The sequence below is a fragment of the Methylibium sp. Root1272 genome (assembly GCF_001425905.1).
GTDB lineage: Bacteria > Pseudomonadota > Gammaproteobacteria > Burkholderiales > Burkholderiaceae_C > Methylibium.
In genome coordinates this window covers 199,898-225,530 of record NZ_LMDY01000001.1, presented here as the reverse complement: position 1 = coordinate 225,530, position 25,633 = coordinate 199,898, and the positions used below count along the sequence as shown (strand labels likewise).

General features: G+C 67.1%; 23 protein-coding genes. 7 read left to right on the top strand and 16 right to left on the bottom strand.

Annotated features, from left to right (window positions below; genetic code table 11):
• Positions 1-13 precede the first annotated feature (13 nt).
• Complete coding sequence (locus tag ASC67_RS01020; RefSeq protein ID WP_056314459.1) at positions 14-2,656, bottom strand: zinc-dependent metalloprotease; 2,643 nt, start codon at positions 2,654-2,656, stop codon at positions 14-16.
• A gap of 55 nt (positions 2,657-2,711) precedes the next feature.
• The gene (ettA, locus tag ASC67_RS01015; protein WP_056314458.1) at positions 2,712-4,379 is read right to left on the bottom strand and encodes an energy-dependent translational throttle protein EttA; all 1,668 of its coding nucleotides are present in this window, start codon (positions 4,377-4,379) and stop codon (positions 2,712-2,714) included.
• A gap of 179 nt (positions 4,380-4,558) precedes the next feature.
• Here ettA and ASC67_RS01010 point away from each other — a divergent pair, with 179 nt between their 5' ends.
• The 5 genes from ASC67_RS01010 (at position 4,559) to ASC67_RS00990 (ending at position 9,505) form a co-directional block, all read left to right on the top strand.
• The gene (locus ASC67_RS01010) at positions 4,559-5,377 is read left to right on the top strand and encodes a quinoprotein dehydrogenase-associated SoxYZ-like carrier (protein ID WP_056314457.1); all 819 of its coding nucleotides are present in this window, start codon (positions 4,559-4,561) and stop codon (positions 5,375-5,377) included.
• A gap of 4 nt (positions 5,378-5,381) precedes the next feature.
• A complete protein-coding gene (gene soxC / locus ASC67_RS01005; protein ID WP_056314456.1) occupies positions 5,382-6,674 on the top strand; it encodes a sulfite dehydrogenase in 1,293 nt (430 codons plus the stop codon).
• The gene (locus tag ASC67_RS01000; RefSeq protein WP_056314455.1) at positions 6,667-7,212 is read left to right on the top strand and encodes a c-type cytochrome; all 546 of its coding nucleotides are present in this window, start codon (positions 6,667-6,669) and stop codon (positions 7,210-7,212) included. The genes soxC and ASC67_RS01000 overlap by 8 nt, the downstream gene beginning before the upstream one ends.
• A 205-nt stretch (positions 7,213-7,417) precedes the next feature.
• Positions 7,418-8,776: a DEAD/DEAH box helicase gene (locus ASC67_RS00995; protein ID WP_056314454.1), complete on the top strand. Its 1,359-nt coding sequence runs from the start codon at positions 7,418-7,420 to the stop codon at positions 8,774-8,776.
• Positions 8,777-8,968: 192 nt separating this feature from the next.
• Positions 8,969-9,505, top strand: a complete 537-nt coding sequence (locus tag ASC67_RS00990; protein ID WP_056314453.1) for a hypothetical protein — start codon at positions 8,969-8,971, stop codon at positions 9,503-9,505.
• 76 nt (positions 9,506-9,581) lie between these two features.
• On the opposite strand, the gene ASC67_RS00985 is transcribed toward ASC67_RS00990, so the two are convergent.
• The 3 genes from ASC67_RS00985 to yaaA all read right to left on the bottom strand — a co-directional run bounded on the left by ASC67_RS00985 (position 9,582) and on the right by yaaA (position 11,574).
• The gene (locus ASC67_RS00985; protein WP_056314452.1) at positions 9,582-9,785 is read right to left on the bottom strand and encodes a hypothetical protein; all 204 of its coding nucleotides are present in this window, start codon (positions 9,783-9,785) and stop codon (positions 9,582-9,584) included.
• Between the two features lie 121 nt (positions 9,786-9,906).
• Entirely contained in the window at positions 9,907-10,773 is an 867-nt protein-coding gene (locus tag ASC67_RS00980; RefSeq protein ID WP_056314451.1) for a 2OG-Fe(II) oxygenase, read from the bottom strand.
• A 27-nt stretch (positions 10,774-10,800) separates the two neighbouring features.
• On the bottom strand, positions 10,801-11,574 hold the full coding sequence (gene yaaA / locus ASC67_RS00975; protein ID WP_056314450.1) for a peroxide stress protein YaaA: 774 nt from the start codon (positions 11,572-11,574) through the stop codon (positions 10,801-10,803).
• Positions 11,575-11,646: 72 nt separating this feature from the next.
• Between yaaA and ASC67_RS00970 the strand changes: the two genes are divergently transcribed.
• Positions 11,647-12,063, top strand: a complete 417-nt coding sequence (locus tag ASC67_RS00970) for a YchJ family protein (protein ID WP_056314449.1) — start codon at positions 11,647-11,649, stop codon at positions 12,061-12,063.
• 10 nt (positions 12,064-12,073) lie between these two features.
• Here the strand turns inward: ASC67_RS00970 and ahpF are convergent, their stop codons facing one another.
• From ahpF to ASC67_RS00945, 5 genes are all read right to left on the bottom strand, one after another.
• Positions 12,074-13,645: an alkyl hydroperoxide reductase subunit F gene (ahpF, locus tag ASC67_RS00965; RefSeq protein ID WP_056314448.1), complete on the bottom strand. Its 1,572-nt coding sequence runs from the start codon at positions 13,643-13,645 to the stop codon at positions 12,074-12,076.
• A 151-nt stretch (positions 13,646-13,796) separates the two neighbouring features.
• Positions 13,797-14,360: an alkyl hydroperoxide reductase subunit C gene (gene ahpC / locus ASC67_RS00960; protein ID WP_056314447.1), complete on the bottom strand. Its 564-nt coding sequence runs from the start codon at positions 14,358-14,360 to the stop codon at positions 13,797-13,799.
• Between the two features lie 122 nt (positions 14,361-14,482).
• Positions 14,483-15,064 carry a DUF3501 family protein gene (locus ASC67_RS00955; protein WP_056314446.1) on the bottom strand — a complete coding sequence of 194 codons (582 nt, stop codon included), beginning with the start codon at positions 15,062-15,064 and terminating at the stop codon, positions 14,483-14,485.
• A gap of 25 nt (positions 15,065-15,089) precedes the next feature.
• Complete coding sequence (locus ASC67_RS00950; protein ID WP_056314445.1) at positions 15,090-16,439, bottom strand: (Fe-S)-binding protein; 1,350 nt, start codon at positions 16,437-16,439, stop codon at positions 15,090-15,092.
• Positions 16,440-16,587: 148 nt separating this feature from the next.
• A complete protein-coding gene (locus ASC67_RS00945; RefSeq protein ID WP_036231269.1) occupies positions 16,588-17,007 on the bottom strand; it encodes a rubrerythrin family protein in 420 nt (139 codons plus the stop codon).
• Positions 17,008-17,236: 229 nt separating this feature from the next.
• On the opposite strand from ASC67_RS00945, the gene ASC67_RS00940 reads away from it, so the two are divergent.
• A complete protein-coding gene (locus ASC67_RS00940; RefSeq protein ID WP_056314444.1) occupies positions 17,237-18,010 on the top strand; it encodes an IclR family transcriptional regulator in 774 nt (257 codons plus the stop codon).
• A 64-nt stretch (positions 18,011-18,074) separates the two neighbouring features.
• On the opposite strand, the gene pbpG is transcribed toward ASC67_RS00940, so the two are convergent.
• The 6 genes from pbpG to ASC67_RS00910 form a co-directional block, all read right to left on the bottom strand.
• Complete coding sequence (pbpG, locus tag ASC67_RS00935) at positions 18,075-19,097, bottom strand: D-alanyl-D-alanine endopeptidase (RefSeq protein ID WP_404932823.1); 1,023 nt, start codon at positions 19,095-19,097, stop codon at positions 18,075-18,077.
• A 117-nt stretch (positions 19,098-19,214) separates the two neighbouring features.
• The gene (locus ASC67_RS00930) at positions 19,215-20,756 is read right to left on the bottom strand and encodes a 2-isopropylmalate synthase (protein ID WP_056314442.1); all 1,542 of its coding nucleotides are present in this window, start codon (positions 20,754-20,756) and stop codon (positions 19,215-19,217) included.
• A 211-nt stretch (positions 20,757-20,967) separates the two neighbouring features.
• The gene (gene pssA / locus ASC67_RS00925; RefSeq protein ID WP_056315080.1) at positions 20,968-21,813 is read right to left on the bottom strand and encodes a CDP-diacylglycerol--serine O-phosphatidyltransferase; all 846 of its coding nucleotides are present in this window, start codon (positions 21,811-21,813) and stop codon (positions 20,968-20,970) included.
• A 159-nt stretch (positions 21,814-21,972) separates the two neighbouring features.
• Positions 21,973-22,989 carry a ketol-acid reductoisomerase gene (gene ilvC, locus ASC67_RS00920; protein WP_056314441.1) on the bottom strand — a complete coding sequence of 339 codons (1,017 nt, stop codon included), beginning with the start codon at positions 22,987-22,989 and terminating at the stop codon, positions 21,973-21,975.
• Positions 22,990-23,029: 40 nt separating this feature from the next.
• Positions 23,030-23,521 (bottom strand): acetolactate synthase small subunit, encoded by a 492-nt coding sequence (gene ilvN, locus ASC67_RS00915; protein ID WP_011829697.1) that lies wholly within the window; start codon positions 23,519-23,521, stop codon positions 23,030-23,032.
• A gap of 168 nt (positions 23,522-23,689) precedes the next feature.
• The gene (locus tag ASC67_RS00910) at positions 23,690-25,465 is read right to left on the bottom strand and encodes an acetolactate synthase 3 catalytic subunit (RefSeq protein WP_056314440.1); all 1,776 of its coding nucleotides are present in this window, start codon (positions 25,463-25,465) and stop codon (positions 23,690-23,692) included.
• Positions 25,466-25,633: the final 168 nt, after the last annotated feature.

Genomic DNA, 25,633 nt, shown 5'->3' with positions numbered 1-25,633 from the left:
GATTCGCGGCCGCTCAGGACGAAGCGCGCACCGGCCTCGCACTCAGCGCCTGCGACAGCGTGTCGGCGCTGTCGGCCAGGTGGGCCCGCGCCTCGGCGCTCAGGCCCGGGCGCCGGCGGGCGTGGTCGATCTGTGCGAGGAGCGCGCGCGACTGCGCGCGCAGCAGGCTGCGCGCATCGGCCCGGCTGAGCGCACCCGGTCGCAGCAGCAACGCGGCGACGCGGTTCACGTGCTCGCGCTGCAGTTCGCGGCGCGGCGGCGGGATGTCGCCGCCCGCACGCAACTCGCTCCACACGTCGCGCATGAGGCGCTGGTAGAGCTCGGCGAGCGGCAAGGCGTCGGCGGCACTGCTGGCCTTGCCCTGGCTGTCGAGCAGGCGCGACGCGACCGCGTCGCTCATCAACTGGTTCAGCACGTTGCGCTGCAGTTCGAGCACGGCGCCGACCAGCGAATAGTCGGTGGCGATCTGCGTCTCGCCGCTGAAGATCGCGTCGGTGCGTTCGGCGAAATCGGGGGCCAGGCGGCGCTGCAGGGTTGGCGACAGGCGGATGCTGTCGGCCGCCAGCAAGCCGCTCGACAGCGTGTCCAGCGCCTGGCGCTGCTGCGCGGCCGGTAGCGGCTGCAGCGGGTCTCGGCCGCTGCCCGGCGCGTCGCGCAGCGTGCGCACGCCGCCGATCTGGCGCGCCAGCACGGTCGCGGCACGGCCGAGATCGCGCAGCGCATAGCTGACCGAGCGCCGCAGCACCGGGTAATCGCTGCCCGGCGGCAATATGCGCCGCTCCTGGCGGGCCAGCAGGTCGCGCGCGATCGCGAAGCGCTTGCCGGCGAAGGCCACCGGGTCGTCGCCGAGGTCGAACTGCAGCGATTCGGGGTCGATGCCCAGCCCGTTGTCCTCGTCGGTGCCGTACGCCAACTCGGGTTCGGCGCTGCGGGCGGCGATGCGCGCCAGTTCGGCCGCCTCGTCGGCGGCGGCCAAAGGTTTGTAGCCGTACTCGATGGCCCAGTAGTCGTAGGGGCCGAGCGTGGTCTGGAACGGCGTGCCGCCGGTCCGGCCGGGCGCCGGCAGGTTGACTGCGGCGTACTCCATCACCGAGCCGGTCAGCGCATGGTCGGCGGTGAACGCCGGGTCGGACAACTGCGCTTCGCCGTAGACCCGCGAGGCGCGGAAGTTGTGGCGCAGCCCCAGCGTGTGGCCGACCTCGTGCATCGTCACGTCCTTCAGGTAGGCCAGCACGTAGGCCTCGGTGTCGAGGCTGCCGGGATCGAGTTCGCCGCGCGCCTCGAGCACGTCGAGCGCGTAGCCGAGCTGCTCGGTGGCGCCGTCGGCGTAGGTGCAGGCGGCGGCGTCGTGCCCCGCGTGCGTGTCGGGGCCCGGAGCGATCGCGAGCACCTGGGTGCGCTCGGTGCGGCGGTTGCGCGAGGACAGGCTCTCGATGCCGATGTCGGCATCGACGATCTCGCCGCTGCGCGGATCGACGTGGCTCGGGCCGATGGCGCCGAAGGACGGTGCCGCGTTGGTCATCCAGCGCACCGAGGCGCGATTCACGTCCAGCGTGTCGAAGTCGGCGTCGTCGGGCTGCACCTCGACGCGGATCGCGTCGCGGAAGCCGATGCGCTCGAAGGCCTTGTTCCACTCCAGGATGCCGGCGCTGATGGCGCCGCGGTACTTGTCCGGGATGCTGCGGTCCAGCCAGTAGGTGATGGGCTTGACCGGCTCCGACAGCGCCGCCGCCGGATCCTTCTTCTCCAGCCGCCAGCGGTTGACGAAGCGCTGACGCGGCGAGCGCGCGAGGTCGTCGCTGAAATCGCTGCGCACGCTCTGGAAGTAGCCGATGCGGGGGTCGGAGGCGCGCGGGGTCATCGGCGCCTCGGGCAGCCGGGCCAGCGAGTAGTAGACGGTGACGAACAGGCTGCGCGGGTCAGGCACGGTGTTGGGCGTGCTCGGCACCACGGTCGCGCCCGGCTGCGCCTGGGCGATGCGGGCGGTGGCGTAATGCCCCAGCACCTCGAAGCTCACCGCATCGGGCAGCGCGCGTTCCTTGCCGATCGCGGAGTTGCGCGCCTCGAAGGCGTAGCCCTGGCGAAAGCTGCGGTCCAGTGTCGAGGCGATGCCCAGCAGGTCGCCGAGGAACAGCGCATTGAGCTCGACCAGCACCGACTTGCGCTGCGGGTGCGGCTGGCTGGCCACCGGCGCGCTCGAGACAAGGCTGGGCGAGAACGCCGCCTGCACCGCGCGCCCGGTCGGGGTGCCCGCGGCTGCGGTGTAGGCGAGGTTGGGCGCGATCAGCTGCACCTGGTTGTTGAGCCGGCGGAACTCGACGACGCGGGGGCTGCTGGCCATCAGGCCGCCGAACAGGCCCGCCTCGCCGATGCCGGTGGCCAGCTTGGGCGAGAAGAAGAAGGCGCGGTTCAGGTCTTCCGGTTTCAGCTCGAGCCAGAGCTTGTCGTCCTTGCGCCACAGCGTGAACAGGCCTTCGCTGGCCTTGGCGTCCTTCACCACCATCGCAAAGGCCGGCGGTGCGCCGGGTGCCGGTGCGGGCGCCGAAGCGGCCGCCGCCGCGGGAGCGCCGGCCTGTGCTGGCGGCCGCAGCGCCGCGCAGCCGGACAGCAGCAGCGCACCCGCCAGCAGCAGCATCGGAACGCGCAGGAACTTCATGCTCGAGGGGGATGCGAAACCGCGCCGCGCCCGCTGCGGGCGCCAGGCCTTCGGTTCAGACGCTCAGTGCCTTGAAGCGGATGCGCTTGGGCTTGGCGCCCTCCTCGCCCAGGCGCTTCTTCTTGTCGGCCTCGTACTCCTGGTAGTTGCCGTCGAAGAAGAACCACTTCGAATCGCCCTCGCAGGCGAGGATGTGGGTGGCGATGCGGTCGAGGAACCAGCGGTCGTGCGAGATCACCATCACGCAGCCGGCGAACTCGAGCAGCGCGTCTTCCAGTGCACGCAGCGTCTCGACGTCGAGGTCGTTCGACGGTTCGTCGAGCATCAGCACGTTGCCGCCGGTCGCGAGCGTCTTGGCCAGGTGCAGGCGGCCTCGTTCGCCGCCCGAGAGGTTGCCCACCAGCTTCTGCTGGTCGTTGCCCTTGAAATTGAAGCGCCCGAGGTAGGCCCGCGACGGCACGACGAACTTGCCGATCACCAGGTTGTCGAGACCGCCCGACATGTCCTGCCACACGGTCTTGTCGCCTTCCAGCGACTCGCGGGTCTGCTCGACGAAGGCCATCTTGACGGTCGCGCCGACCTTCACCGTGCCCGAATCCGGCTTCTCCTTGCCGGCGATCATGCGGAACAGCGTGGACTTGCCGGCGCCGTTCGGGCCGATGATGCCGACGATGGCGCCAGGCGGCACCTTGAAGCTCAGGTTGTCGATCAGCACCCGGTCGCCGAAGCTCTTGGTGACGTTCTCGAACTCGATCACCTCGTTGCCCAGGCGATCGGCCACCGGGATGAAGATTTCGTTGGTCTCGTTGCGCTTCTGGTACTCGACGTCCGACAGCTCCTCAAAGCGCTGCAGGCGCGCCTTGCTCTTCACCTGGCGGCCCTTGGTGTTCTTGCGCACCCACTCGAGTTCCTGCTTCATCGCCTTGGTGTGCGCGTCCTCGGCCTTCTGCTCCTGCTCCAGGCGAGCCTGCTTCTGCTCCAGCCAGTCGGAGTAGTTGCCCTTCCAGGGAATGCCCCGACCGCGGTCCAACTCGAGAATCCACTCGGCGGCGTTGTCGAGGAAGTAGCGATCGTGGGTGATGCCGACGACGGTGCCGGGGAAGCGCTTGAGGAACTGCTCCAGCCAGTCGACCGATTCGGCGTCCAGGTGGTTGGTCGGTTCGTCGAGCAACAGCATGTCGGGCTGGCTCAGCAGCAGGCGGCACAGCGCGACGCGGCGCTTCTCGCCGCCCGAGAGCTTGCCGATCACGGCGTCCCAGGGCGGCAGACGCAGCGCGTCGGCGGCGATCTCGAGCTGCAGGTCGGTGTTCTCGCTGCCGGCCGCGGCGATCACGGCCTCCAGTTCGGCCTGCTCGGCCGCCAGCTTGTCGAAATCGGCGTCCGGTTCGGCGTACTCGGCATACACCTCGTCGAGGCGCTTCTTGGCGGCCAGCACGCCGCCGATACCCTCTTCGACCGCCTGGCGCACGGTCTGCTCCGGGTTCAGCTGCGGTTCCTGCGGCAGGTAGCCGATCTTGATGCCGGGCATCGGCACGGCTTCGCCCTCGATCTCGTTGTCGAGGCCGGCCATGATCTTCAGCAGCGTCGACTTGCCCGAGCCGTTCAGGCCCAGCACGCCGATCTTGGCACCGGGGAAGAAACTCAGGGAGATGTCCTTGAGGATCTGTCGTTTCGGGGGAACCGTCTTGCTGACGCGGTTCATCGTGTACACGTACTGGGCCATGTTCGGAGCGCTCTTCTCGGTCAAATTCTGTAAGGCGCAGCGTTCGCCGCGCGACCACGGTATTGTCGCCGACGGCCCTTGTGGCGTCGGGGATCAGGGATCAAACCACTGACAAGCGCCAGTCTTGCGCGCATCATCTACCGACAGAACAGCCCTCGACGGCGCTCCTGGAGACACGCATGAAGACCCTCACCCGCAGGATGCTGCTCGGCCTGGTGGCCCTGGGCCTGCACGCCGGCCCGGCCTGGTCGGCCAACGACAACGCCGACAACGAGCGCTGGCAGGCCGTGCGCAAGTCGCTGTTCGCGGACCGCGCGATCTCGGAAGACGCGCGCGGCATCGTCGAGCTCGACACCCCCGTGCGTGCGGCCGACGCGGCAGTGGTGCCGATCGCCATCCGGACCCAGCTGGTGCAGAGCCCGGCCCGCTACATCCGCAAGCTCTGGCTGGTCATCGACGGCAACCCCTCGCCGGTCGGCGCGGTGTTCAGCTTCACGCCCGACAGCGGCCGCGCCGACATGGAAACCCGCGTGCGCATCGAGGAGTACACCTACGTGCGGGCCATCGCCGAGCTGAGCGACGGCAAGCTGGTGATGGACAAGCGTTATGTCAAGGCCTCCGGCGGCTGCTCGGCGCCGGCCGGCAAGGACCTGGCAGAGGCCCTGGCCTCGATGGGCAGGATGAAGCTGCGCGTCGAGGGCGAGCCGGTCGCCGGCCAGCCGGCGCTGGCGCAGCTGATGGTGAGCCACCCCAACGTGTCCGGCCTCGCGATCGACCAGCTCACGCGTCTGGCACCGGCGCCCCAGTACGTTCGCAGCATCAGCGTCACCTATGCCGGCAAGCCGGTGATGAGTGCCGAGGTCGACTTCACGATCAGCGAGAACCCTTCGCTGCGCTTCTACTTCGTGCCGCGCGGCGACGGCGAATTGAAGGCGCAGATCGTCGACAGCGACGAACGCAAGTTCGAGAGCGTGCTCGCGGTCCACTCGAAATCCTGAGGCCGTGGCGGACGCGCCGGAGCCGGCCGCCGATTCGCTGCAGCCCGTGGCGGGCGGCGGCCTGCTGCACCGTCGGGCACTGCTGACGCGGGGGCTGGTGCTGGCGTCGGCCGGCAGCGCCGCCGTGACGGGTCAGGCGGCAGCTCCGCCCCCCCTCGGCGACCCCTCGCCGCCCTGGATGCACACGCCCGGCCGCCCGTTCACGGTCTATGGCCAGCCCTCGAAGCACGAACAGCAGGTGATCCGCCGCATCAGCGGAAACCGGATGCTGCCGGGCAACGGCGTGTCGCTCACGCCGCTGGAGGAGCTCGAAGGCATCATCACGCCGACCGGCCTGCATTTCGAGCGCCACCACAACGGCGTGCCCGACATCGATCCGGCGCAGCACCGGCTGCTGATCCACGGCCGCGTGAAGCGGGCGCTGAGCTTCGGCGTCGACGACCTGCTGCGCTACCCGATGCGCTCGCACCTTATCGTGCTGGAGTGCGGTGGCAACAGCAATGCCGGCTGGCACCCCGAGCCGATCCAGCGCCCGGTCGGGTCCTTCCACGGCCTGGTCTCGTGCAGCGAGTGGACCGGCGTGCCGCTCTCGGTGCTGCTCGACGAGGCCGGCATCGAGCCGCGCACGGCCTGGGCCGTCGCCGAGGGTGCCGACGCCTTCGCGATGAACGTGAGCCTGCCGGTGGCCAAGCTGATGGACGATGCGATCGTCGCGCTCTACCAGAACGGCGAGCGCCTGCGCCCCGAGCACGGCTACCCGCTGCGGCTCATCGTCCCTGGCTGGGAAGGCGTGCTCAACGTCAAGTGGCTGCGGCGGCTGCAGCTGAGCGAGCAGCCGCTGATGGCGCGCAACGAGACCGCGAAGTACACCGAGTTGCTGCCCGACGGCAAGGCGCGCATGTTCACCTTCGTGATGGAGGCCAAGTCGCTGATCACCTCGCCCTCGCACGGCCAGCACCTGCGCGGACCGGATGTCTACGCGATCAGCGGCCTGGCCTGGAGCGGCCGGGGCCGCATCCGGCGGGTGGAGGTGTCGGCCGACGGCGGCCGCAGCTGGGCAGACGCCGCCCTGCAGGACCCGGTGCTGCCACGCTGCATGACGCGCTTTCGCGCCGCATGGAAATGGGATGGGCGGCCCACCGTGCTCAAGAGCCGAGCGACCGACGACAGCGGCTACGTCCAGCCCGAACGCAGCGCCCTGGTGGCGCAGCGCGGCACGAACGGCTACTTCCACTACAACGCCATCGTGTCCTGGGCCGTCGACGAGGAAGGCAGCGTGCGCCATGTCTATGCCTGAGTTGCGCGTGCTGGCCGCCGGGCTGCTGCTGGCGGCATGGGCCAGCGGCGCCGGCGCGGCCGAGGCCCTGCAGGCGCCGCGGCTGGGCCGGCCGCTCGACGCACAGGAGGTGACCCGCTGGGACCTCAGCGTCTTTCCAGACGGCCGTGGCCTGCCAGCCGGCCGAGGCAATGCCGTCGAGGGCGCCGCCCTGTTCCGCCAGCACTGCGCCGCCTGCCATGGCGCGGGCGGCCGAGGCGCGAGCGCCGAGGAACTGGCCGGCGGCACCGAGCCGCTGACCAGCCCGACACCCGACAAGACCATCGGCCTCTACTGGCCCTATGCGACGACGATCTTCGATTTCGTGCGGCGCGCCAAGCCGATGACGGCGCCCGGCACATTGAGCGCCGACGAGGTCTACGCGATCACCGCCTATCTCCTGTACGCCAACGGCCTGCTCGGCGAGACGGACGAGATGGACGCCAGGACCCTGCCGAAGCTGCGCATGCCCAACCGCGACGGCTTCATCGGCATCGACGCGCCGCTGCCACCACGCTGACCTGCCGCCTACGGTGCGGGCCGTGCCCGACCTCGCGGAACCCAGGGCTTCCAGGCTGTCCCCTACAATAACGACCGCAGCGCGCAGTTCCAGTCCTTGCGCTGCAGTCGATTCCGACCTCCTCCTCCTTCAGGCCTCCGACTGGCGCACGTGCTTCGCACGCCGCGGCAGGCCGACTCGATGCCCGCATCCGGGCACCTCATTCATGTCATTCAAAGAACTGGGGCTCGCCGAGCCCCTGCTGCAAGCCATCGTCGACGCCGGCTACGAGACGCCCACGCCGATCCAGAAGCAGGCCATCCCGGCCGTCATGCTGGGCGGCGACCTGCTCGCCGGCGCCCAGACCGGCACCGGCAAGACCGCCGGCTTCGTGCTGCCGATGCTGCACCGCCTGATGGCCAAGCCGGCCGTCAAGGACGCCCGCGGCAAGAGCCCGGTGCGGGCGCTGATCCTCACACCGACCCGCGAACTCGCGGCGCAGGTGGAGGAAAGCGTGCGCATCTACGGCAAGCACGCCAAGCTCAGCTCGATGGTGATGTTCGGCGGCGTCGGCATGCAGCCGCAGATCGACCGCCTCAAGCGCGGCGTCGACATCCTGGTGGCCACGCCCGGCCGCCTGCTCGACCACCACCAGCAGCGCACGCTCGACCTCAGCCACGTCGAGATCTTCGTGCTCGATGAAGCCGACCGCATGCTCGACATGGGCTTCATCCACGACATCAAGAAGGTGCTGGCGATCGTGCCGAAGCAGAAGCAGAGCCTGCTGTTCAGCGCCACCTTCAGCGACGAGATCAAGACCCTGGCCGACCGCCTGCTGAACAGCCCGCAGGTGATCGAGGTAGCGCGCCGCAACAGCACGGTCGAGACCATCGCGCAGAAGATCCACCCGGTCGATCGCGACAAGAAGAAGGAACTGCTGGCCCACCTGATCAAGAGCCAGGACTGGCACCAGGTGCTGGTGTTCTGCCGCATGAAGCACGGCGCCAACCGCCTCACCGAATACTTGAACGACCAGCGCATCACCGCGATGGCGATCCACGGCAACAAGAGCCAGACCGCGCGCACCAAGGCGCTGGCCGACTTCAAGAGCGGCTCGCTTCAGGTGCTGGTGGCGACCGACATCGCGGCACGCGGCATCGACATCGACCAGTTGCCGCACGTCGTCAATTTCGAGCTGCCCAACGTGTCCGAGGACTACGTGCACCGCATCGGCCGCACCGGCCGCGCCGGCGCGCTGGGCGAAGCCGTGTCGCTGGTCTGCGTCGACGAGGACGGCTTCCTGCGCGACATCGAGAAACTGATCAAGCGCAGCATCCCGCGCGAGGTCGTGCCCGGCTTCGAGCCCGATCCGCGCGCCGTGGCGCAGCCCATCCAGATCGGACGGCAGACGCTCAACGGCGGCCTGCGCTCCGGTGGCGGCGGCCGGGGTGGCGCAGCCCGTCCGGCGGGCGGTGGCGGTGGGGGCCGCGGTGGTCCCCGCAGTGCCGGAGGCGGCGGCGCGCGCAGCGGCGGCGGTCCTCGTGGCGGCGGCGGACACGGCGGGGGCGGCGGCCGCAGTCGCTGATTTGCGACAGCGCGCGGCGGCGCGCAAGGACCGGGCCGAAGCGAGCACTTCGGTCTCGGCCCAGGAAAATGGAGGTCTGCCCCAGGCCGGGCGGCGAGTTGCGGCAGCCACCTCCATCGATCGCACACAGCGATTGCATTTGGACGCGCCTCGTCACATCGCGTTTTCGCGCGCGGCCCTAGAGTCCACGCGATGAAAACCACCTTCGATCTCTCCCCGCGTTGGAGCACCGCGTGGTCCGGCGCCGACATCGTGGTGCGGCGCAACAGCAGCGAGGTCGATCGGCTGCACACGCCGGACATCCGGCGCATCGTCTTCGTGCAGGCCGCCGACGCGCAGGGAGCGGCCGATCCCTCCTTTGCGCTGGTCGAACTGGAGGCCGAATTCGTGGTCTTCCCGACCGAGACCGGTTTCGCCGGGCGCGTTCATTTCGAACGCCAGGCCTTCTGGGCCGCCAAGGCGTGCACCTACTGGACCAACACCGTCACCGCACGGCTGCCGGCGCACTGCCTGCGCCGTCGCGGCTTCCTGCTCGCGCAGCGCGGCCCGCGCTTTGGCCGCGTTCCGCGTGCCGATCTCGATGCCCTGGTGGACCAGTGGCTCATCGAGGGGCCGTGCAGCTGGGACGAGCGCCGCTGGCAGCGCTTCGAGCGCTCGGTGCCGTTCGCCCACATCGACACGCGGCGCGACACGACGCCATCGCGCCTGCAGGAACCGCAGCAGCGCTGAAGACCCGCGTCGGCCGCGGCCGGTACGCCTCAATAGAAAAGGCCCGCAAGCGGGCCTTTCATCCTTGCGCCGACGTTCAGGCCGTGGGCTTGGTCGCTGCCGCCTTCTTGTGCTTCTTCTTCGCCGTGGTCTTCTTGGCGACCACCTTCTTTTCCGTCTTCGCCGGCGCAGCCGTCACCGCAGCGGACGGTGTTGCAGCAGGCGCTGCGGGGGCCGCCGTCTGCGCCTGGGCGCCCAGAACGATCAGTGAAGCAGCGAGACCGGCAATCAGCTTGTTCATTTGGGGCAACTCCTAGAAGGGTGAATGAGCGACAGGCTCCTTCACTCAACGGTCCGCCCTGCTGAAACGGCGACGCCCGACGCCGGCGTTCAGGCCAGCGTCAACCGCCGCAAGCCCGGCGTCAATCGAAGCGCCCGACCCGCAGCCACTTGGTTGCGACCCACTTCTCGCCATCGAGCACCGGCGCACCGCCGTGCAGGCTGCGCGTCGATGGGTGCGGCCGGTCGTAGCTGAAGAACACCGTGTGTCCCTTGTGCGGCGTGATCTCGAGGCCGACATCGGGAAACGTGGTGCCGCCCCCGCGCAGCGGCGTGTTGAGATAGGTCACCAGCGTGGCCACCCGCTGGCCACCGCGCTTGAGGACCGCCGGGGTGCCCGGTTGTTCGGGATCGAAGTAGTCGTAGTGGGGCTTGTATTCGGCACCCGGCCGGTAGTGCAGCACCTGCAGACCTTCGCCGTTCTCGACCGGCCAGTTCAGCAGTGCCGCGATGCGGGCCTCGAAGCGCGCGCACACCGCGTGCTCGCCGCGCGTGAAGAACATGCCGTCGCTGGTGCGGGCGGCGTTGATCTCGCTGGCGCCGGTGGCGGTGTCGACGGTGTGCGAGCGTGCCAGTCGAGCCCCTGCGAGCGCCACGATCTCGTCGCACTCCTCGTCCGACAGCAAGCCGGAGAAGACGATCACTCGCGGGTCCCGCATCGTCATCACGACACGAACCTCACGGTCGTGCGCCCACAGCGTGGCCGGCGCACCGTCGAGCGGCGGCTCGGGAACACGGTCGGGCGGCGGCAGCATCTGCTGTCGGGCATTCGCCTCGACGATGTCGCGGAGCACGGTCTCGAGCACGTCGATCGCGGCATCTTCTTCCCAGCCACTGGCCTTCATCGAGGCCAGCAGGGCCTCGGGCGTGTGTCCGGCGCGGGCCTGTTCGGTGACCCATTCGCGCATCTCGCGAGTGACGTGGGGCGTGGTGGGGGTGATGGCACTCATCGGGCGGTCGATTGCGTTGAAGAGGCGTCAGGGCAAGCGGCGACGGAAGACCATCCGGTCGGGCTCGCTCGCCGATGGATCGAAAGCATAGCCCTCGAGGTCGAAACCGGCCAGCGCCCGCGGCGTTCGCGCACGGTGCTGGGCGGCGTAGCGGACCATCAGCCCCCGCGCGCGCTTGGCGTGGAAGCTGATGATCTTGTAGGCCCCTCCCTTCCAGTCCTGGAACACGCAGTGCACGACGCGGGCCCGCAGCGCAGCGCCGTCGACCGCCTTGAAGTATTCCTCCGACGCGAGGTTCACCACGACCGGCGCGCGCTGGCCGGCGAGGCGCTCGTTCAGATGCCCGGCAATGCGCGTGCGCCAGTAGGCGTAGAGGTCCTTGCCCTGCGGGTTGGCGAGGCGCGTACCCATCTCGAGCCGGTAGGGCTGCATGCGATCCAGCGGTCGCAGCACCCCGTACAGGCCGCTCAGGATCGCCACGTGCTCCTGGACCCAGCGGACCTGGGGCTTGCTCAGCGCGAGAGCCCCCAGCCCGCCGTAGACATCGCCGTCGAAGGCGAACAGCGCGGGCTTGCTGTTGGCCGCGGTGTAGCGCGGGCTGAAGGCTACGTAGCGAGCGACATTGAGGGCGGCCAGCGGCTCGCTCAGGTCCATCAGCTCGGCGATGCCGCGCTCGTCGTGCCGACGCAGCAGCCCGATCAGCTCGCCGGCGGCGGCCGAGAAATGCGGCACGCCGGCATCGGGCACCGGCGCAGGACGGTCGTAGTCGAGCGACTTGGCAGGAGACAGCAGGAACAGCATGGCAGGTGAGGAGCAGCGAAGCGCGAAGGGTAGCAGCGTGGTGCATCGGGCTGCCGCGTTAGGCTCGGCCTCATGCCCGCCCAAGCGAAGCACGCCGACCCCGCCTCACGCTGCCCCTGCGGCGGCAGCGTCTACGACCGCTGCTGCGGCCGCTATGTCGACACGGCGCTCCCCGCCCCCGATGCCGAGGCCTTGATGCGCTCGCGCTACAGCGCCTTCGTGCTCGACCGCCGCGAGCACCTGCTGGCGACCTGGCATCCTTCCACCCGACCTGCGGCGATCGAGACGCCCGAACCCGGTCTGCGCTGGCTGGGGCTCGAGGTGCGCCGGCACCGGCTCACCGGCCCCGATGCGGCCGAGGTGGAGTTCGTCGCCCGCAGCAAGATGGCGGGCCGCGCCCACCGGCTGCACGAGCGCAGCCGATTCGTCCTCGAAGACGGCCGCTGGTTCTACCTGGACGGCGAGCTCGACCCGCCGTCTCCGGGCTGAAACCGGCGCTTCAGGCGATCGCCGGCGCCGTCGAGCGGATCAGGTGGTCGAAGGCGCTCAGCGCCGCCTTGGAGCCCTCACCCAGCGCGATGACGATCTGCTTGTAGGGCACGGTCGTCACGTCGCCGGCCGCGAACACGCCCGGCACCGAGGTCTGGCCCCGGGCATCGACGATCACCTCGCCATGCTTCGACAGCTCCACCGTGCCCTTGAGCCAGTCGGTGTTGGGCAGCAGGCCGATCTGCACGAACACGCCCTCGAGCGGCAGTTGGTGCACTTCGCCGGTAGCACGGTCCTTGTACTTCAGGCCGTTGACCTTGTGCCCGTCGCCATTGACCTCGGTGGTCTGCGCCTGGGTGATGACCTGCACATTGGGCAGGCTGTGCAGCTTGCGCTGCAGCACCGCATCGGCGCGCAGCTCGCCGGCGAATTCGAGCAGCGTGACGTGCGCCACCACGCCGGCCAGGTCGATCGCGGCCTCGACGCCGGAGTTGCCGCCGCCGATCACCGCCACACGCTTGCCCTTGAACAGCGGCCCGTCGCAGTGCGGGCAGTAGGTCACGCCCTTGGTGCGGTATTCCTGCTCACCAGGCACGTTCATGTCGCGCCAGCGCGCGCCGGTGGCGATGATCACCGTGCTGGCCTTCAGCGCAGCGCCGCCGGCGAAGCGCACTTCAGTCAGCTCGCCCGGCTTGCCGGGGATCAGCGCCTCGGCACGCTGCAGGTTCATGATGTCCACGTCGTAGGCCTTGACGTGCTCTTCCAGCGCGACAGCGAACTTCGGGCCGTCGGTCTCCTTGACCGAGATGAAGTTCTCGATCGCCAGCGTGTCCAGCACCTGGCCGCCGAAGCGCTCGGCCGCGAGGCCGGTGCGGATGCCCTTGCGCGCCGCGTAGATGGCCGCGGCCGCGCCGGCCGGCCCGCCGCCGACGATCAGCACGTCGTACGGTGCCTTGGCGCTGAGCTTCGCGGCCTCGCGCTTCACGGCGCCGGTGTCGAGCTTCGCGACGATCTCCTCCAGGCCCATGCGGCCCTGGCCGAAGGTCTGGCCGTTGAGGAAGATCGTCGGCACCGCCATCACCTGGCGCTGCTCGACCTCGGCCTGGAACAGCGCGCCATCGATCGCCACGTGGCGGATGTTCGGGTTCAGCACCGCCATCAGGTTGAGCGCCTGCACGACGTCGGGGCAGTTCTGGCAGCTCAGCGAGAAGAAGGTCTCGAAGAGATAGTCGCCTTCGAGGCCCCTGACCTGTTCGATCACTTCGGCCGCCGCCTTCGAGGGGTGCCCGCCGACCTGTAGCAGCGCCAGCACCAGCGACGTGAATTCATGGCCCATCGGCAGGCCGGCGAAACGCAGGCCGATCTGCCCGCCGGGGCGGTTCAACGAAAACGACGGCTTGCGCTCGTCGTCGTCACGGCGCACCGACAGCGTGATGCGGGCCGACAGTTCGGCGATGTCGTTCAACAGCGCCAGCAGTTCCTTCGACTTATCGCCCTCATCGACCGAGGCGACGATGTCGATCGGGTGCTCCACCTTCTCGAGGTAGCTCTTCAGTTGGGTCTTGAGGGCAGCGTCCAGCATGATGGCTCGTCCTTGGAAATTTTCGGGATGCGCCGTCCCGACGCCCGGGCCTCGTGCGCCCGGGCGTGCGGTCCGGCGCTCAGCCGGGGCTAGGGGGTCCGGCGCCGCGGACCGGCTTCGATCGGAAGCGGTCTGCGGCGAACGCGGTTCGTCAGATCTTGCCGACGAGGTCCAGCGACGGCTTCAGCGTCTCGGCGCCTTCGGTCCACTTGGCGGGGCAGACCTCGCCGGGGTGCGCGGCGACGTACTGCGCGGCCTTGACCTTGCGCAGCAGTTCCGACGCGTCACGACCGATGCCGTTGTCGTGCACTTCGATGATCTTGATCTTGCCTTCGGGGTTGATCACGAAGGTGCCGCGGTAGGCCAGGCCTTCCTCTTCGATCAGCACCTCGAAATTGCGCGCCAGCGTGGCGGTCGGGTCGCCGACCAGCGGGTACTGAACCTTGGCGATGGTGTCCGAGGTGTCGTGCCAGGCCTTGTGGGCGAAATGCGTGTCGGTCGAAATGCCATAGATCTCGACACCGAGCTTCTTGAACTCCGCGTAGTGGTCAGCCAGGTCGCCGAGTTCGGTCGGGCAGACGAAGGTGAAGTCGGCCGGGTAGAACACGAACACGGACCACTTGCCCAGCAGGCTCTCGTTGTTGACCGGCACGAACTTGCCATTGTGATAGGCGGTGGCCTTGAAGGGCTTGACTTCGGTATTGATCAGGGACATCGGTGCTTCCTTGGGGACAGGGTTGAGTGAAACCACGTCCAAATGGTAATGCGACCCCGTTATCCACTTTATTCATAGACTAAATCAAGCTCATCTGAAATTGCTATCGAACACACCGTGGCTCAGCGCAGATCACCGGCCAAGCTGGCCAGGGTTTCCGGCAGGATGCCCGTGTGCGCCGGGTAGTTGCGGTGGTCGCAACCCAGCTTGACAGCGGCGCCGGCCCGGATCGCGTCGATCGCGACGCGCGTGAACTCGAATCGCAGGAAGTGAACCGCGGAGGTCTTTTCGTCGGTCTCCCGGTCCAGGTCCTCGTCGGCGATCGCGTAGACGCGCTGCAGGCCTTCGGGCTCGACGAACATCCGATCCTCGATGCCGATCAGGCGCGCGAGTTCGCGCTTGCGCTCGTGGACGTCGGGGTACTCGATCAGCATCGTCGCCGTCCAGTTGCCGCCGTCGGGCACGAGTGGCGCGTAGGCGTCGATCTCCGCCTGGATGCCCTCCTCGTCGAAGATCTTCTCGATGTGGAGCATCTCCTGGATCTGCCGGCGGATCGTGCGCTCGTCCTCGAACTGCACGCTGAGGTGCTCGCCGAGCCGCACGGTGCGCAGACGCCGGTGCGCGATCGAGTCGGGCTTGCCGGTCTGGCGGACCTTGGCATAGGCCTCGAGCGACATCAGGCTGTCTCTGGAAATGGTGGCCATGGTGTGTCGTCCTCGCTGCGCGGCGTCACAGCCCGTAGGCGGTGCGCACCAGGCTGAGCGGGTGCAGAAGCCGGGCAGCCGGAAACCCGCCCGCTTCCATGCCCTGCGCGATGTGATGTCCGGCCAGCTGGCAGTCGGAACTGATGTAGTCCGGCTCGTCCTTGGCCATGCTCTTGAAGACCGGCCGGCCGATCTTCATCGCGATCGGGTGGTAGAGCGTCTTCACGCCGTACGTGCCCGCGTGACCCGAACAGCGCTCGACCGTGTTGAGTTGCACGGCCACCTTCTGGCCGATGAGCTTGAACATCTCCTCGGTCTTCTTGCCGATGTTCTGCACGCGGCCGTGGCAGGGGATGTGATAGCTGACCTTGCCGAGCGCCTGCTTGAAGTCGGTCTTCAGCAGGCCGTCCCGGTGCCGGGCGATGAAGTACTCGAAGGGATCGAACATCGCCTCCTTGACGAGCTGCGTCTCCGCACAGCCAGGAAACATCAGCGGCAGCTCCTGCTTGAACATCAGCGTGCAGCTCGGGATGGCGCTGAGGATCGCGTAGCCGTCCTTCGCATACCTCGCGAGCATGGGCATGTTCGCGGCCTTGTGCGCGGCCACCGCGTCGAGGTCGCCGAGCTCCAGCTTCGGCATGCCGCAGCACTTTTCCTTCTCGACCAGCACGTAGGGAATGTCGTTGTGCTCGAGCAGCTTGATCAGGTCGTGGCCGATGCCGGGCTCGTTGTAGTTCACATAGCAGGTCGAGAAGATCGCCACCTTGCCCGGCGTGCGTTCACCGTTCGTGACGACCGTGGCACGACCCTGCCGACTCGCGGACCAGCGGAAGCGGCTGTTCGCGAGCTCCGGCAACCAGGCGTCTGGATGCACGTGCAACGTCGAGTCGAGCAGCCTGCGCATCGGCTTCGTCCTGTTCAGCGCGTTGGCCACCTGGACCACGACCGGGATGCCAGCGAACTGGCCGTGCACGTCGGTCGACGCCAGCAGCCGCTCGCCCGCACCGACGCCGCCCTTCTTGAACTTGATCGCCTTCGCCCGCAGCATGGTGTGCGGGAAGTCCAGGCTCCACGGGTGGGGCGGCACGTAGGGGCACTTGGTCATGTAGCAGAGGTCGCACAGATAGCACTGGTCGACGACCTTCGCGTAGTCCTGCTTCGGGATGCCATGCACCTCGCCGTCGTCGGTCGCGTCGACCAGGTCGAACAGGCTCGGGAACGCGTGGCACAGGCTCACGCAGCGGCGGCAGCCGTGGCAGATGTCGAAGATGCGCTCGAGCTCCTTCTCGCACGCGGCTTCGTCGTAGTACTCGAGGTTCGTCCAATCGATGGCGTGCCGGGTAGGGGCCTCGAGATTGCCCTCTCGTGTGCTCATCCGGAGTTTCTCCTGTGGACGATGGGCTTCCAGCGAAGGAAGGAATGGTGACTCGCGAGTGCGGGTCACACGCACATCCGCCGAACGAGGCACACCGCCTCGTTCGACGATCAACGAGGCGGCGGCGCTGCGTGCAACCGCCGCTTGCTCAATCCACCAGCGCGTCGAGCGCCTTCTGGTAGCGGTTCGCGTGCGAGCGTTCGGCCTTGGCAAGGGTCTCGAACCAGTCGGCGACCTCGTCGAAGCCCTCGTCGCGCGCCTGCTTGGCCATGCCCGGGTACATGTCGGTGTACTCGTGCGTTTCGCCAGCGACGGCAGCCATCAGGTTCTGGCGGCTCGACCCGATCGGCAAGCCGGTGGCGGGGTCGCCCACGGCCTCGAGGAATTCGAGGTGGCCGTGCGCGTGGCCCGTCTCCCCTTCCGCGGTGGACCGGAACAACGCTGCCACATCGTTCTGACCCTCGATGTCGGCCTTGTTCGCGAAGTAGAGATACCGTCGGTTCGCCTGCGATTCCCCGGCGAACGCGTCCTTCAGGTTTTGCTCGGTCTTGGAGCCCTTCAGTTGCATGTCGATCTCCTTGTCATGCGGATGCGAATTGACACCACCGAGCTTGCGAGCCCAGTGCGCATGGACGGTAGAGGAGTCGGAACGCAGCGTCCAATAGCGCGCGTCAATGCAGCAAATTGTGCGGGTTTACGTGAGGCCGATGCGGTTCGATGGGACGCTCGTCAGGGCGCCGGCCGGCGGCGGTGGCCGGCAACACGAGAATCCGCCACGCTGAGCGACAATCCACGCTATGAAACGCACCGAAGGTCAGGCGCCCACCATCCAGGTGATGGAGCGAATGTTCTCGCTGCTCAACGTGCTGGCGGCGCACCCCGACCCGGTGTCGCTGAAGCACATCAGCGAGCAGACCGGGCTCCATCCATCGACCGCCCATCGCATCCTCAACGACCTCGCGATCGGACGCTTCGTAGACCGGCCCGAGGCGGGCAGCTACCGGCTGGGCATGCGCCTGCTCGAACTCGGAAATCTCGTCAAGGCGCGGCTGGACGTGCGGGAAGCCGCCATCGCGCCGATGCGCGAACTCCACAAGCTCACGCACCAGCCGGTGAATCTGTCGATGCGCCAGGGCGACGAGATCGTCTATATCGAACGGACCTACAGCGAGCGCTCGGGCATGCAGGTCGTTCGCGCCGTCGGCGGCCGCGCTCCGCTCCACCTGACCTCCGTGGGCAAGCTGTTCCTCGCGCACGACGACGCACAGCGGGTTCGCGCCTATGCCGCCCGCACCGGCCTCGCCGGCCACACCCGCAACAGCATCACCGAGTTGCCGGCGTTGGAGCGCGAATTGGCGAAGGTGTTGCAGTACGGCAGTGCCCGCGACAACGAGGAACTGGAACTGGGCGTGCGCTGCATGGCCGCCGGCATCTTCGACGATCAGAACAAGCTGATTGCCGGGCTGTCGATCTCGGCCCCGGCCGACCGTCTGGAAGACAGCTGGATGGATCGCTTGAAAGCCACTGCCAGCCAGATCTCAGCAGCCCTCGGCCACCACGGCAAGCCCTGACTCACCCTTCACCGCCACGCCCGACCAACCGCTGGGGTGATCACCAGCGCTCGCAAGCAGCGGTTCAGGAAGTCGTTTTCGGCCCTTCGGCCCGGGGCACTTCCGGCGTCACGACCGGCGGCGGGCTGGCCTCGATCCAGTGGCGCACGCGCTCGGCATCGCCCAGTCGCGAATACTTGCCGGCCGAATCGAGGAAGACCATGATCAGCTTGCGACCCGCCAGCTGCGCCTGCATGACGAGGCAACGGCCGGCCTCGGAGATATAGCCGGTCTTCTGCAGCCCGATGTCCCAGGCCGGGTTGCGCACCAGACCGTTGGTGTTGCGGTACTGCAGCGTGCGGCGCCCGACGGCCACGCTGTACTCCTGCGATGTCGACAGTTCACGGATCAGCGGGTGCTGGTAGGCCGCCGACACCAGTGCCGCCAGATCACGTGCGCTCGATTGATTGCGGCTCGACAGTCCCGTAGGTTCGACATAGCGCGTGTCGGTCATCCCGAGCAGGCTGGCTCGCGCGTTCATCGCCGACACGAAGGCCGTCAGGCCGCCCGGGTAGTGCCGGCCCAGTGCATGCGCCGCCCGGTTCTCCGAAGACATCAGGGCCAGATGCAGCATCTCGCCGCGCGTCAGCTGGGTGCCGACGGCCAGGCGCGACCCGCTGCCCTTCTCGGTATCGACATCGTCCTGGCTGATCGTGAGGATCTCGTCGAGCGACTGCTCGGCTTCGACGACGACGACCGAGGTCATCAGCTTCGTCAGCGACGCGATCGGCAGGACGGCCTGGGCATTCTTGTCGATCAGCACCTCATGCGTGTCCTGATCCATCACGAGCGCCACGCTCGAGCGCAGATCGAGCGGATCGTCGGTGCCTCGCAGCCCACTGAGTTCACCGAACGAGGGGCGTGCCACCACGGTGCGGACCGACTTGCGCTTTGCCGTACGGACGCTCTTCGCCTTGGCCTTGGTCTTCGCACTCGTCTTGGCCACCGAGCCTTGTCGCTTCGAAGCCGCATCGGCGCCCGTGCTCAGACCGAGCGCCAGCAGGGCAAATGTGGCCAGCAAAGCCAACCGCCAACGAAACACAGGCAACGCAATCAACACGGGCACTCCCTCCAACTCGCGTACGAGTCTAGGATAAAGAAAAAAAGCACGCAAGATCAAAAACTTACGCGCTCTTCCTCCATTCCACGTGAAGAATGCCTCCCGTTACCCCTGGGCGGCGACGCGCTCGTTCTTGCTATGCAGCTTGTTCAGGGCCGACAGGTAGGCCTTGGCCGAGGCGACCACGATGTCCGGATCGGCCCCCACGCCATTCACCACCCGCCCACCGTGCTGCAGCCGCACAGTCACCTCGCCTTGGGATTCTGTGCTGCCAGAGGTAATGGCATTGACCGAATAGAGCAGCATTTCGGCGCCGCTTTTCAGCTTCGACTCGATGGCCTTGAGACTCGCATCGACCGGCCCGTTACCTTCGCTCTCGGCATGGAACTCCGTCTCGCCGACCGCGAAAGCGACCTTCGCGTGTGGCCGCTCGCCGGTGGCTGATTGCTGCTCCAGCGACAGCAGACGATAGGTTTCCTGCTCGTGGGTCACGCTCTCGTCGCCGACCAGTGCGATGATGTCCTCGTCGAAGATGTCGCTCTTGCGATCAGCCAGGTCCTTGAAGCGCGCGAACGCCGCGTTGACGTCGGCCTCCGACTCCAGCTCGATGCCGAGCTCCTGCAAGCGTTGCTTGAAGGCGTTGCGCCCGCTCAGCTTGCCGAGCACGATCTTGTTGGCGCTCCAGCCCACGTCCTCGGCGCGCATGATCTCGTAGGTGTCGCGCGCTTTCAGGACGCCGTCCTGGTGGATGCCGGAAGCATGCGCGAAGGCGTTCGCGCCGACGACCGCCTTGTTCGGCTGCACGATGAAGCCGGTCGTCTGCGACACCAGCCTCGAAGCCGGGACGATCTGCGTGGTGTCGATGCCCACGTCGAGCCCGAAATGGTCGCGCCGCGTGCGCACCGCCATCACGACTTCCTCGAGCGAGCAGTTGCCTGCACGCTCGCCGAGCCCGTTGATCGTGCATTCGATCTGGCGTGCACCGCCGATCTTCACGCCGGCCAGCGAGTTCGCCACCGCCATGCCGAGATCGTTGTGGCAGTGGACCGACCAAACCGCCTTGTCCGAGTTCGGCACCCGCTCCCGCAGCATCTTGATGAAGTTCCCGTACAACTCTGGAATGCCATAGCCGACGGTGTCGGGAACGTTGATCGTGGTCGCGCCTTCGACGATCACCGCCTCGATCACTCGGCACAGGAAGTCCGGGTCGGACCGATAGCCGTCCTCTGGCGAGAACTCGATGTCCTCGCACAGATTGCGCGCGAAACGAATCGACAGCTTCGCCTGCTCCAGCACCTGCTCGCGCGACATGCGCAGCTTCTTCTCCATGTGCAGTTCGCTGGTTGCGATGAAGGTGTGGATGCGTGACCGCGCAGCGCTCTTGAGCGCCTCGGCCGCCCGCGCGATATCGCGGTCGTTGGCGCGTGCCAGCGAGCACACGACCGATTCCTTGATGACGTCGGCGATCGCCCGGACGGCCTCGAAGTCGCCGTTGCTCGACGCCGCGAAACCCGCCTCGATCACGTCGACCCGCAGCCGCTCGAGCTGGCGCGCGATGCGCAGCTTCTCGTCCTTGGTCATCGAGGCGCCGGGCGACTGCTCGCCGTCGCGCAAGGTGGTGTCGAAGATGATGAGCTTGTCGGCCATGGAAGTCTCCAGCGAAAGATGCGAATGACGAGAACCAAACAAAACAGCCCGCGGGCAGGAAGCGCGCGGGCTGTGGATGCAGAAACGAAGGGACGTGTGCAATCAGCGCGCGCAGGGCACTCCTAGCAGTAGCAGCAGCGAAAGGCGGGCGCGAAACGTCATGCACTCAATATAGCATGCGCCTCGGCCACGCAACCACAGGCGGCAGCTATCAGCGGTGCAGCCCCTCTTCATCGGGCTCGTGGGTGGACGTGGCGATGACGCTGACCGGCTTGCCTTTGGTCTTGCGCCACACGTAGACCGCATAACCCGAGAAGCCATAGCAGACGAACAGGCTGAACAGCACCAGCGGCGGATGAAGATTGATCACCGCGATGAACAGCGCGATCGCGACGATCACGATGAACGGGACCGTGCGCTTGAAGCTCACGTCCTTGAAGCTGTAGAACGGCACGTTCGTGACCATCGTCAGTCCCGCGTACAGCGTGAAGGCGAACGCCATCCAGGACAGCCAGTCGATGCTGCCGGCCTCCTTGAATCCCGCGTCGTCCATCAGCCAGATGAACCCGACCACCAGCGCCGCGGCAGCCGGGCTCGGCAGTCCCTGGAAGAAGCGCTTGTCGACGACGCCGATGTTGGTATTGAAGCGGGCCAGACGCAGTGCGGCGCCGGCGCAGTAGACGAATGCTGCAACCCAGCCGAGCTTGCCCAGCCCCCGCAGCGCCCACTCGTAGACGATCAACGCCGGCGCGGCGCCAAAGGACACCATGTCCGACAGGCTGTCCATCTGCTCGCCGAAGGCGCTCTGGGTGTTCGTCATGCGCGCGACGCGACCGTCGAGGCTGTCAAGCACCATCGCGCAGAACACGCCGATCGCCGCCTGCTCGAAGCGGTCGTTCATGGCCATCACGATCGCGTAGAAGCCGCCGAACAACGCCGCCAGCGTGAAGAGATTGGGTAGTATATAGATGCCCTTGCGGCGGGGCCGGCGCGGCACCTCGTCGTCGACATCGTCGAACGCCTCGGGCAACTTCGGATCCTGTGTGCCGTCGTGCATGCTCATGTCCGGCCGGCCCGTTGCAGCGAATCCGGGCCCATCGGCGCCCCATGAAGATCGATCATGGGGGGAGGATACCGCAGCGACCGTCGCAAGAAGAAGGGCCGCGCACCTTGCGGTGTCGCGGCCCTCGACAGAGCGGGGAGCAGCAGCCCGCGATCAGTTGCGGCTCTTGTCCACCAGCTTGTTCGCCTTGATCCAAGGCATCATCGCGCGCAGCTTCTCACCCACCACCTCGATGTCGTGCTCAGCGGTCAGGCGGCGACGCGACAGCAGCGTGGGCGCACCGGCGCGGTTCTCGAGGATGAAGCTCTTGGCGTACTCGCCGGTCTGGATGTCCTTCAGGCACTGGCGCATCGCCGCCTTGGTGTCCTCGGTCACGACCTTCGGCCCGGTCACGTACTCGCCGTACTCGGCGTTGTTCGAGATCGAGTAATTCATGTTGGCGATGCCGCCCTCGTAGATCAGGTCGACGATCAGCTTGAGCTCGTGCAGACACTCGAAATAGGCCATCTCGGGCGCGTAGCCGGCTTCCACCAGCGTCTCGAAGCCAGCCTTGATCAGTTCGACGGTGCCACCGCACAGCACGGCCTGTTCGCCGAACAGGTCGGTCTCGGTCTCTTCGCGGAAGTTGGTCTCGATGATGCCGGCCTTGCCGCCGCCATTGGCGGCCGCGTAACTCAGCGCCAGATCGCGCGCCTTGCCGGTCTTGTCGGCATGGACGGCGATCAGGTGCGGCACGCCGCCGCCCTGGGTGTAGGTGTTGCGCACCGTGTGGCCCGGCGCCTTCGGAGCGACCATCCATACGTCGAGGTCGTCGCGCGGCACGACCTGGCCGTAGTGCACGTTGAAACCGTGCGCGAACGCCAGCGACGCGCCTTGCTTGATGTTCGGAGCAACCTCGGCGTTGTAGACAGCGGCGATCTGCTCGTCGGGCAACAGGATCATCACGACATCGGCGCTCTTGACCGCATCGGCGACCTCGGCCACCTTCAGCCCGGCCTTCTCGACCTTGTTCCACGACGCACCACCGCGGCGCAGGCCGACGGTGACCTTCACGCCGCTGTCGTTCAGGTTCTGTGCATGCGCATGGCCTTGCGAGCCATAGCCGATGATCGCCACGCTCTTGCCCTTGATGAGGCTCAGGTCGGCGTCCTTGTCGTAATAGACCTTCATGGGGTTCTCTCCTGTCGAAATTCAGTAATGGGAACGGGTTTCAGACGCGCAGGATGCGCTCGCCGCGACCGATCCCGCTGGTGCCGGTGCGCACGGTTTCCAGAATCGCGGTGCGGTCCACCGCCTCGATGAACGCGTCGAGCTTGGGCGCATCGCCGGTGAGCTCGATCGTGTAGGTCTTCTCGGTGACGTCGACGATGCGGCCACGGAAGATGTCGGCCATGCGCTTCATCTCGTCGCGCTCCTTGCCGACGGCGCGCACCTTGATGAGCATCAATTCGCGCTCGGTGTACTGGCCCTCGGTGAGGTCGACCACCTTCACCACCTCGATGAGCCGGTTCAGGTGCTTGGTGATCTGCTCGATCACGTCCTCGCTGCCGGTCGTGGTGATGGTCATGCGAGACAGCGAGGGATCCTCGGTGGCCGCAACGGTCAGGCTTTCGATGTTGTAGCCGCGCGCCGAGAACAGCGCCACGACGCGGGACAGGGCGCCCGGCTCGTTCTCGAGCAACAGGGCAATGATGTGTTTCATGGGTAGATCGTCCTTCGCGCTCTTCAGGATTGCGGCGGTAACCGCAGCCCCTTGGCCACGCGCTTCGATGAAATGGTGAAGTGGTTGCAACCCCGGCTGTCGCACTCGCTGCGCTCCTGGCGGCAGACCGGCAAGCCCGTCGCCCTCGCGCCGCGCGTGCGGCAGGCCTTACAGGTCTTCCGAGCCCAGCAGCATCTCGGAGATGCCCTTTCCGGCCTGAACCATCGGCCAGACGTTCTCGGTCGGGTCGGTGCGGATGTCGAGAAAGACCGTGCGATCCTTCAGCCGGATCGCTTCGCGCAGCGCGGGTTCCACCTCGCTGGGCTTCTCGATCTTCAGGCCGACGTGGCCATAGGCTTCGGCCAGCTTCACGAAATCGGGCAGCGCCTCCATGTAGCTGTGCGAATAGCGGCCGCCGTAATCGAGCTCCTGCCACTGCCGCACCATGCCCAGGTAGCGGTTGTTCAACGAGATCACCTTGACCGGCGTCTTGTACTGCAGGCAGGTCGACAGCTCCTGGATGCACATCTGGATCGAGCCTTCGCCCGTGATGCAGAAGACATCGGAGTCCGGCTTCGCGAGCTTGATGCCCATCGCATACGGCAGGCCCACGCCCATCGTGCCCAGGCCGCCGGAGTTGATCCAGCGCCGCGGCTCGTCGAAGCGGTAGTACTGCGCGGCCCACATCTGGTGCTGGCCGACGTCGGAGGTGATGTAGGTGTCGCGCTCGCGGGTCAGTTCCCACAGCTTCTCGACCACGTACTGAGGCTTGATGACTTCGTCGGAATTCTTGTACTTCAAGCACTCGCGGCCACGCCATTCGGCGATCTGCTTCCACCAGGCCGACAGCGCCTGGGCGTCCGGGCGCGCCTGCGCTTCCTTGATCTGCGAGATCAGCTCTTGCAGCACTTCCTTCACGTCGCCGACGATCGGGATGTCGACCTTCACGCGCTTGGAGATGCTCGAAGGATCGATGTCGACGTGCACGATCTTGCGTTCCACCGAAGCGAAGTGCTTCGGGTTGCCGATCACGCGGTCGTCGAAGCGCGCCCCCACGGCCAGCAGGACATCGCAGTTCTGCATCGTCATGTTGGCTTCGTAGGTGCCGTGCATACCCAGCATGCCCAGGAAGCGCGGATCGGTCGACGGAAAGGCGCCCAGGCCCATCAGCGTGTTGGTGCACGGGTAGCCGAGCAGATCGACCAGCTGTCGCAGTTGCGCCGACGCATTGCCGAGAATCACGCCGCCGCCGGTGTAGATGTACGGGCGCTTGGCCTGCAGCAGCAATTGCACCGCCTTGCGGATCTGGCCGCTGTGGCCCTTTTTCGCCGGGCTGTACGAACGCATCTCGACCGTGGCGGGGTAATGGAAGGGCGCGGTCTTCAGCGACACGTCCTTCGGCACGTCGACCACCACCGGCCCGGGACGGCCGGTACGAGCGATGTGGAAGGCCTTCTTCATCGTCAGCGCCAGCTCGCGCACATCCTTGACCAGGAAGTTGTGCTTGACGATCGGACGGGTGATGCCGACGGTGTCGCACTCCTGAAAGGCGTCGAGGCCGATCGCCGGCGTGGGCACCTGGCCGGTGATGATCACCATCGGGATCGAATCCATGTAGGCGGTGGCGATGCCGGTGACGGCATTCGTCACGCCCGGCCCCGACGTCACAAGCGCAACGCCCACGTCACCGGTCGCGCGGGCGTAGCCATCGGCCGCATGGATGGCCGCCTGTTCATGGCGCACCAGCACGTGCTCGATCGTCTCCTGCTTGTACAGCGCGTCGTAGATGTACAACACGGCGCCGCCCGGATAGCCCCAAAGGTACTTGACACCTTCGGCCTGCAGGCAGCGAACGAGGATTTCCGAACCGTTGGGTTCGGCAGATTGGGAGGGATGCGGTTGGGCCGTGGCGGCCCGCTTGATTTCCGCGGCAGACATGTCCATTTCGAACCTTTGTGAATTTCTCTGACGAAAAACCATCGGTGCCCCTCTTCGCACCCTGGTGGGGTGGATGTGGGGCCTGCGCGGTCTGGCAAAGCCACCCGGGTCGGATGGTGTTGAAGACCAATGAGCGTTTTGCGAACGCACATTATGGCATCCACCCGGCACCAG

Coding starts and splice junctions, on each gene's coding strand:
- ASC67_RS00945 (WP_036231269.1), bottom strand. CDS start 17,007: ATGCAACTGAAGGGCTCCAAGACCGAGCAAAACCTGAAGGACGCGTTC.
- ASC67_RS00955 (WP_056314446.1), bottom strand. CDS start 15,064: ATGGCCACCATTTCCAGAGACAGCCTGATGTCGCTCGAGGCCTATGCC.
- ASC67_RS00940 (WP_056314444.1), top strand. CDS start 17,237: ATGAAACGCACCGAAGGTCAGGCGCCCACCATCCAGGTGATGGAGCGA.
- ASC67_RS00950 (WP_056314445.1), bottom strand. CDS start 16,439: ATGAGCACACGAGAGGGCAATCTCGAGGCCCCTACCCGGCACGCCATC.
- ASC67_RS00985 (WP_056314452.1), bottom strand. CDS start 9,785: ATGAACAAGCTGATTGCCGGTCTCGCTGCTTCACTGATCGTTCTGGGC.
- ASC67_RS00980 (WP_056314451.1), bottom strand. CDS start 10,773: ATGAGTGCCATCACCCCCACCACGCCCCACGTCACTCGCGAGATGCGC.
- ettA (WP_056314458.1), bottom strand. CDS start 4,379: ATGGCCCAGTACGTGTACACGATGAACCGCGTCAGCAAGACGGTTCCC.
- ASC67_RS01010 (WP_056314457.1), top strand. CDS start 4,559: ATGAAGACCCTCACCCGCAGGATGCTGCTCGGCCTGGTGGCCCTGGGC.
- ahpF (WP_056314448.1), bottom strand. CDS start 13,645: ATGCTGGACGCTGCCCTCAAGACCCAACTGAAGAGCTACCTCGAGAAG.
- ahpC (WP_056314447.1), bottom strand. CDS start 14,360: ATGTCCCTGATCAATACCGAAGTCAAGCCCTTCAAGGCCACCGCCTAT.
- pssA (WP_056315080.1), bottom strand. CDS start 21,813: ATGCACGACGGCACACAGGATCCGAAGTTGCCCGAGGCGTTCGACGAT.
- ASC67_RS00930 (WP_056314442.1), bottom strand. CDS start 20,756: ATGGCCGACAAGCTCATCATCTTCGACACCACCTTGCGCGACGGCGAG.
- yaaA (WP_056314450.1), bottom strand. CDS start 11,574: ATGCTGTTCCTGCTGTCTCCTGCCAAGTCGCTCGACTACGACCGTCCT.
- ASC67_RS00990 (WP_056314453.1), top strand. CDS start 8,969: ATGAAAACCACCTTCGATCTCTCCCCGCGTTGGAGCACCGCGTGGTCC.
- ASC67_RS00970 (WP_056314449.1), top strand. CDS start 11,647: ATGCCCGCCCAAGCGAAGCACGCCGACCCCGCCTCACGCTGCCCCTGC.
- ilvC (WP_056314441.1), bottom strand. CDS start 22,989: ATGAAGGTCTATTACGACAAGGACGCCGACCTGAGCCTCATCAAGGGC.
- ilvN (WP_011829697.1), bottom strand. CDS start 23,521: ATGAAACACATCATTGCCCTGTTGCTCGAGAACGAGCCGGGCGCCCTG.
- ASC67_RS00910 (WP_056314440.1), bottom strand. CDS start 25,465: ATGGACATGTCTGCCGCGGAAATCAAGCGGGCCGCCACGGCCCAACCG.
- ASC67_RS01020 (WP_056314459.1), bottom strand. CDS start 2,656: ATGAAGTTCCTGCGCGTTCCGATGCTGCTGCTGGCGGGTGCGCTGCTG.
- ASC67_RS01000 (WP_056314455.1), top strand. CDS start 6,667: ATGCCTGAGTTGCGCGTGCTGGCCGCCGGGCTGCTGCTGGCGGCATGG.
- ASC67_RS00995 (WP_056314454.1), top strand. CDS start 7,418: ATGTCATTCAAAGAACTGGGGCTCGCCGAGCCCCTGCTGCAAGCCATC.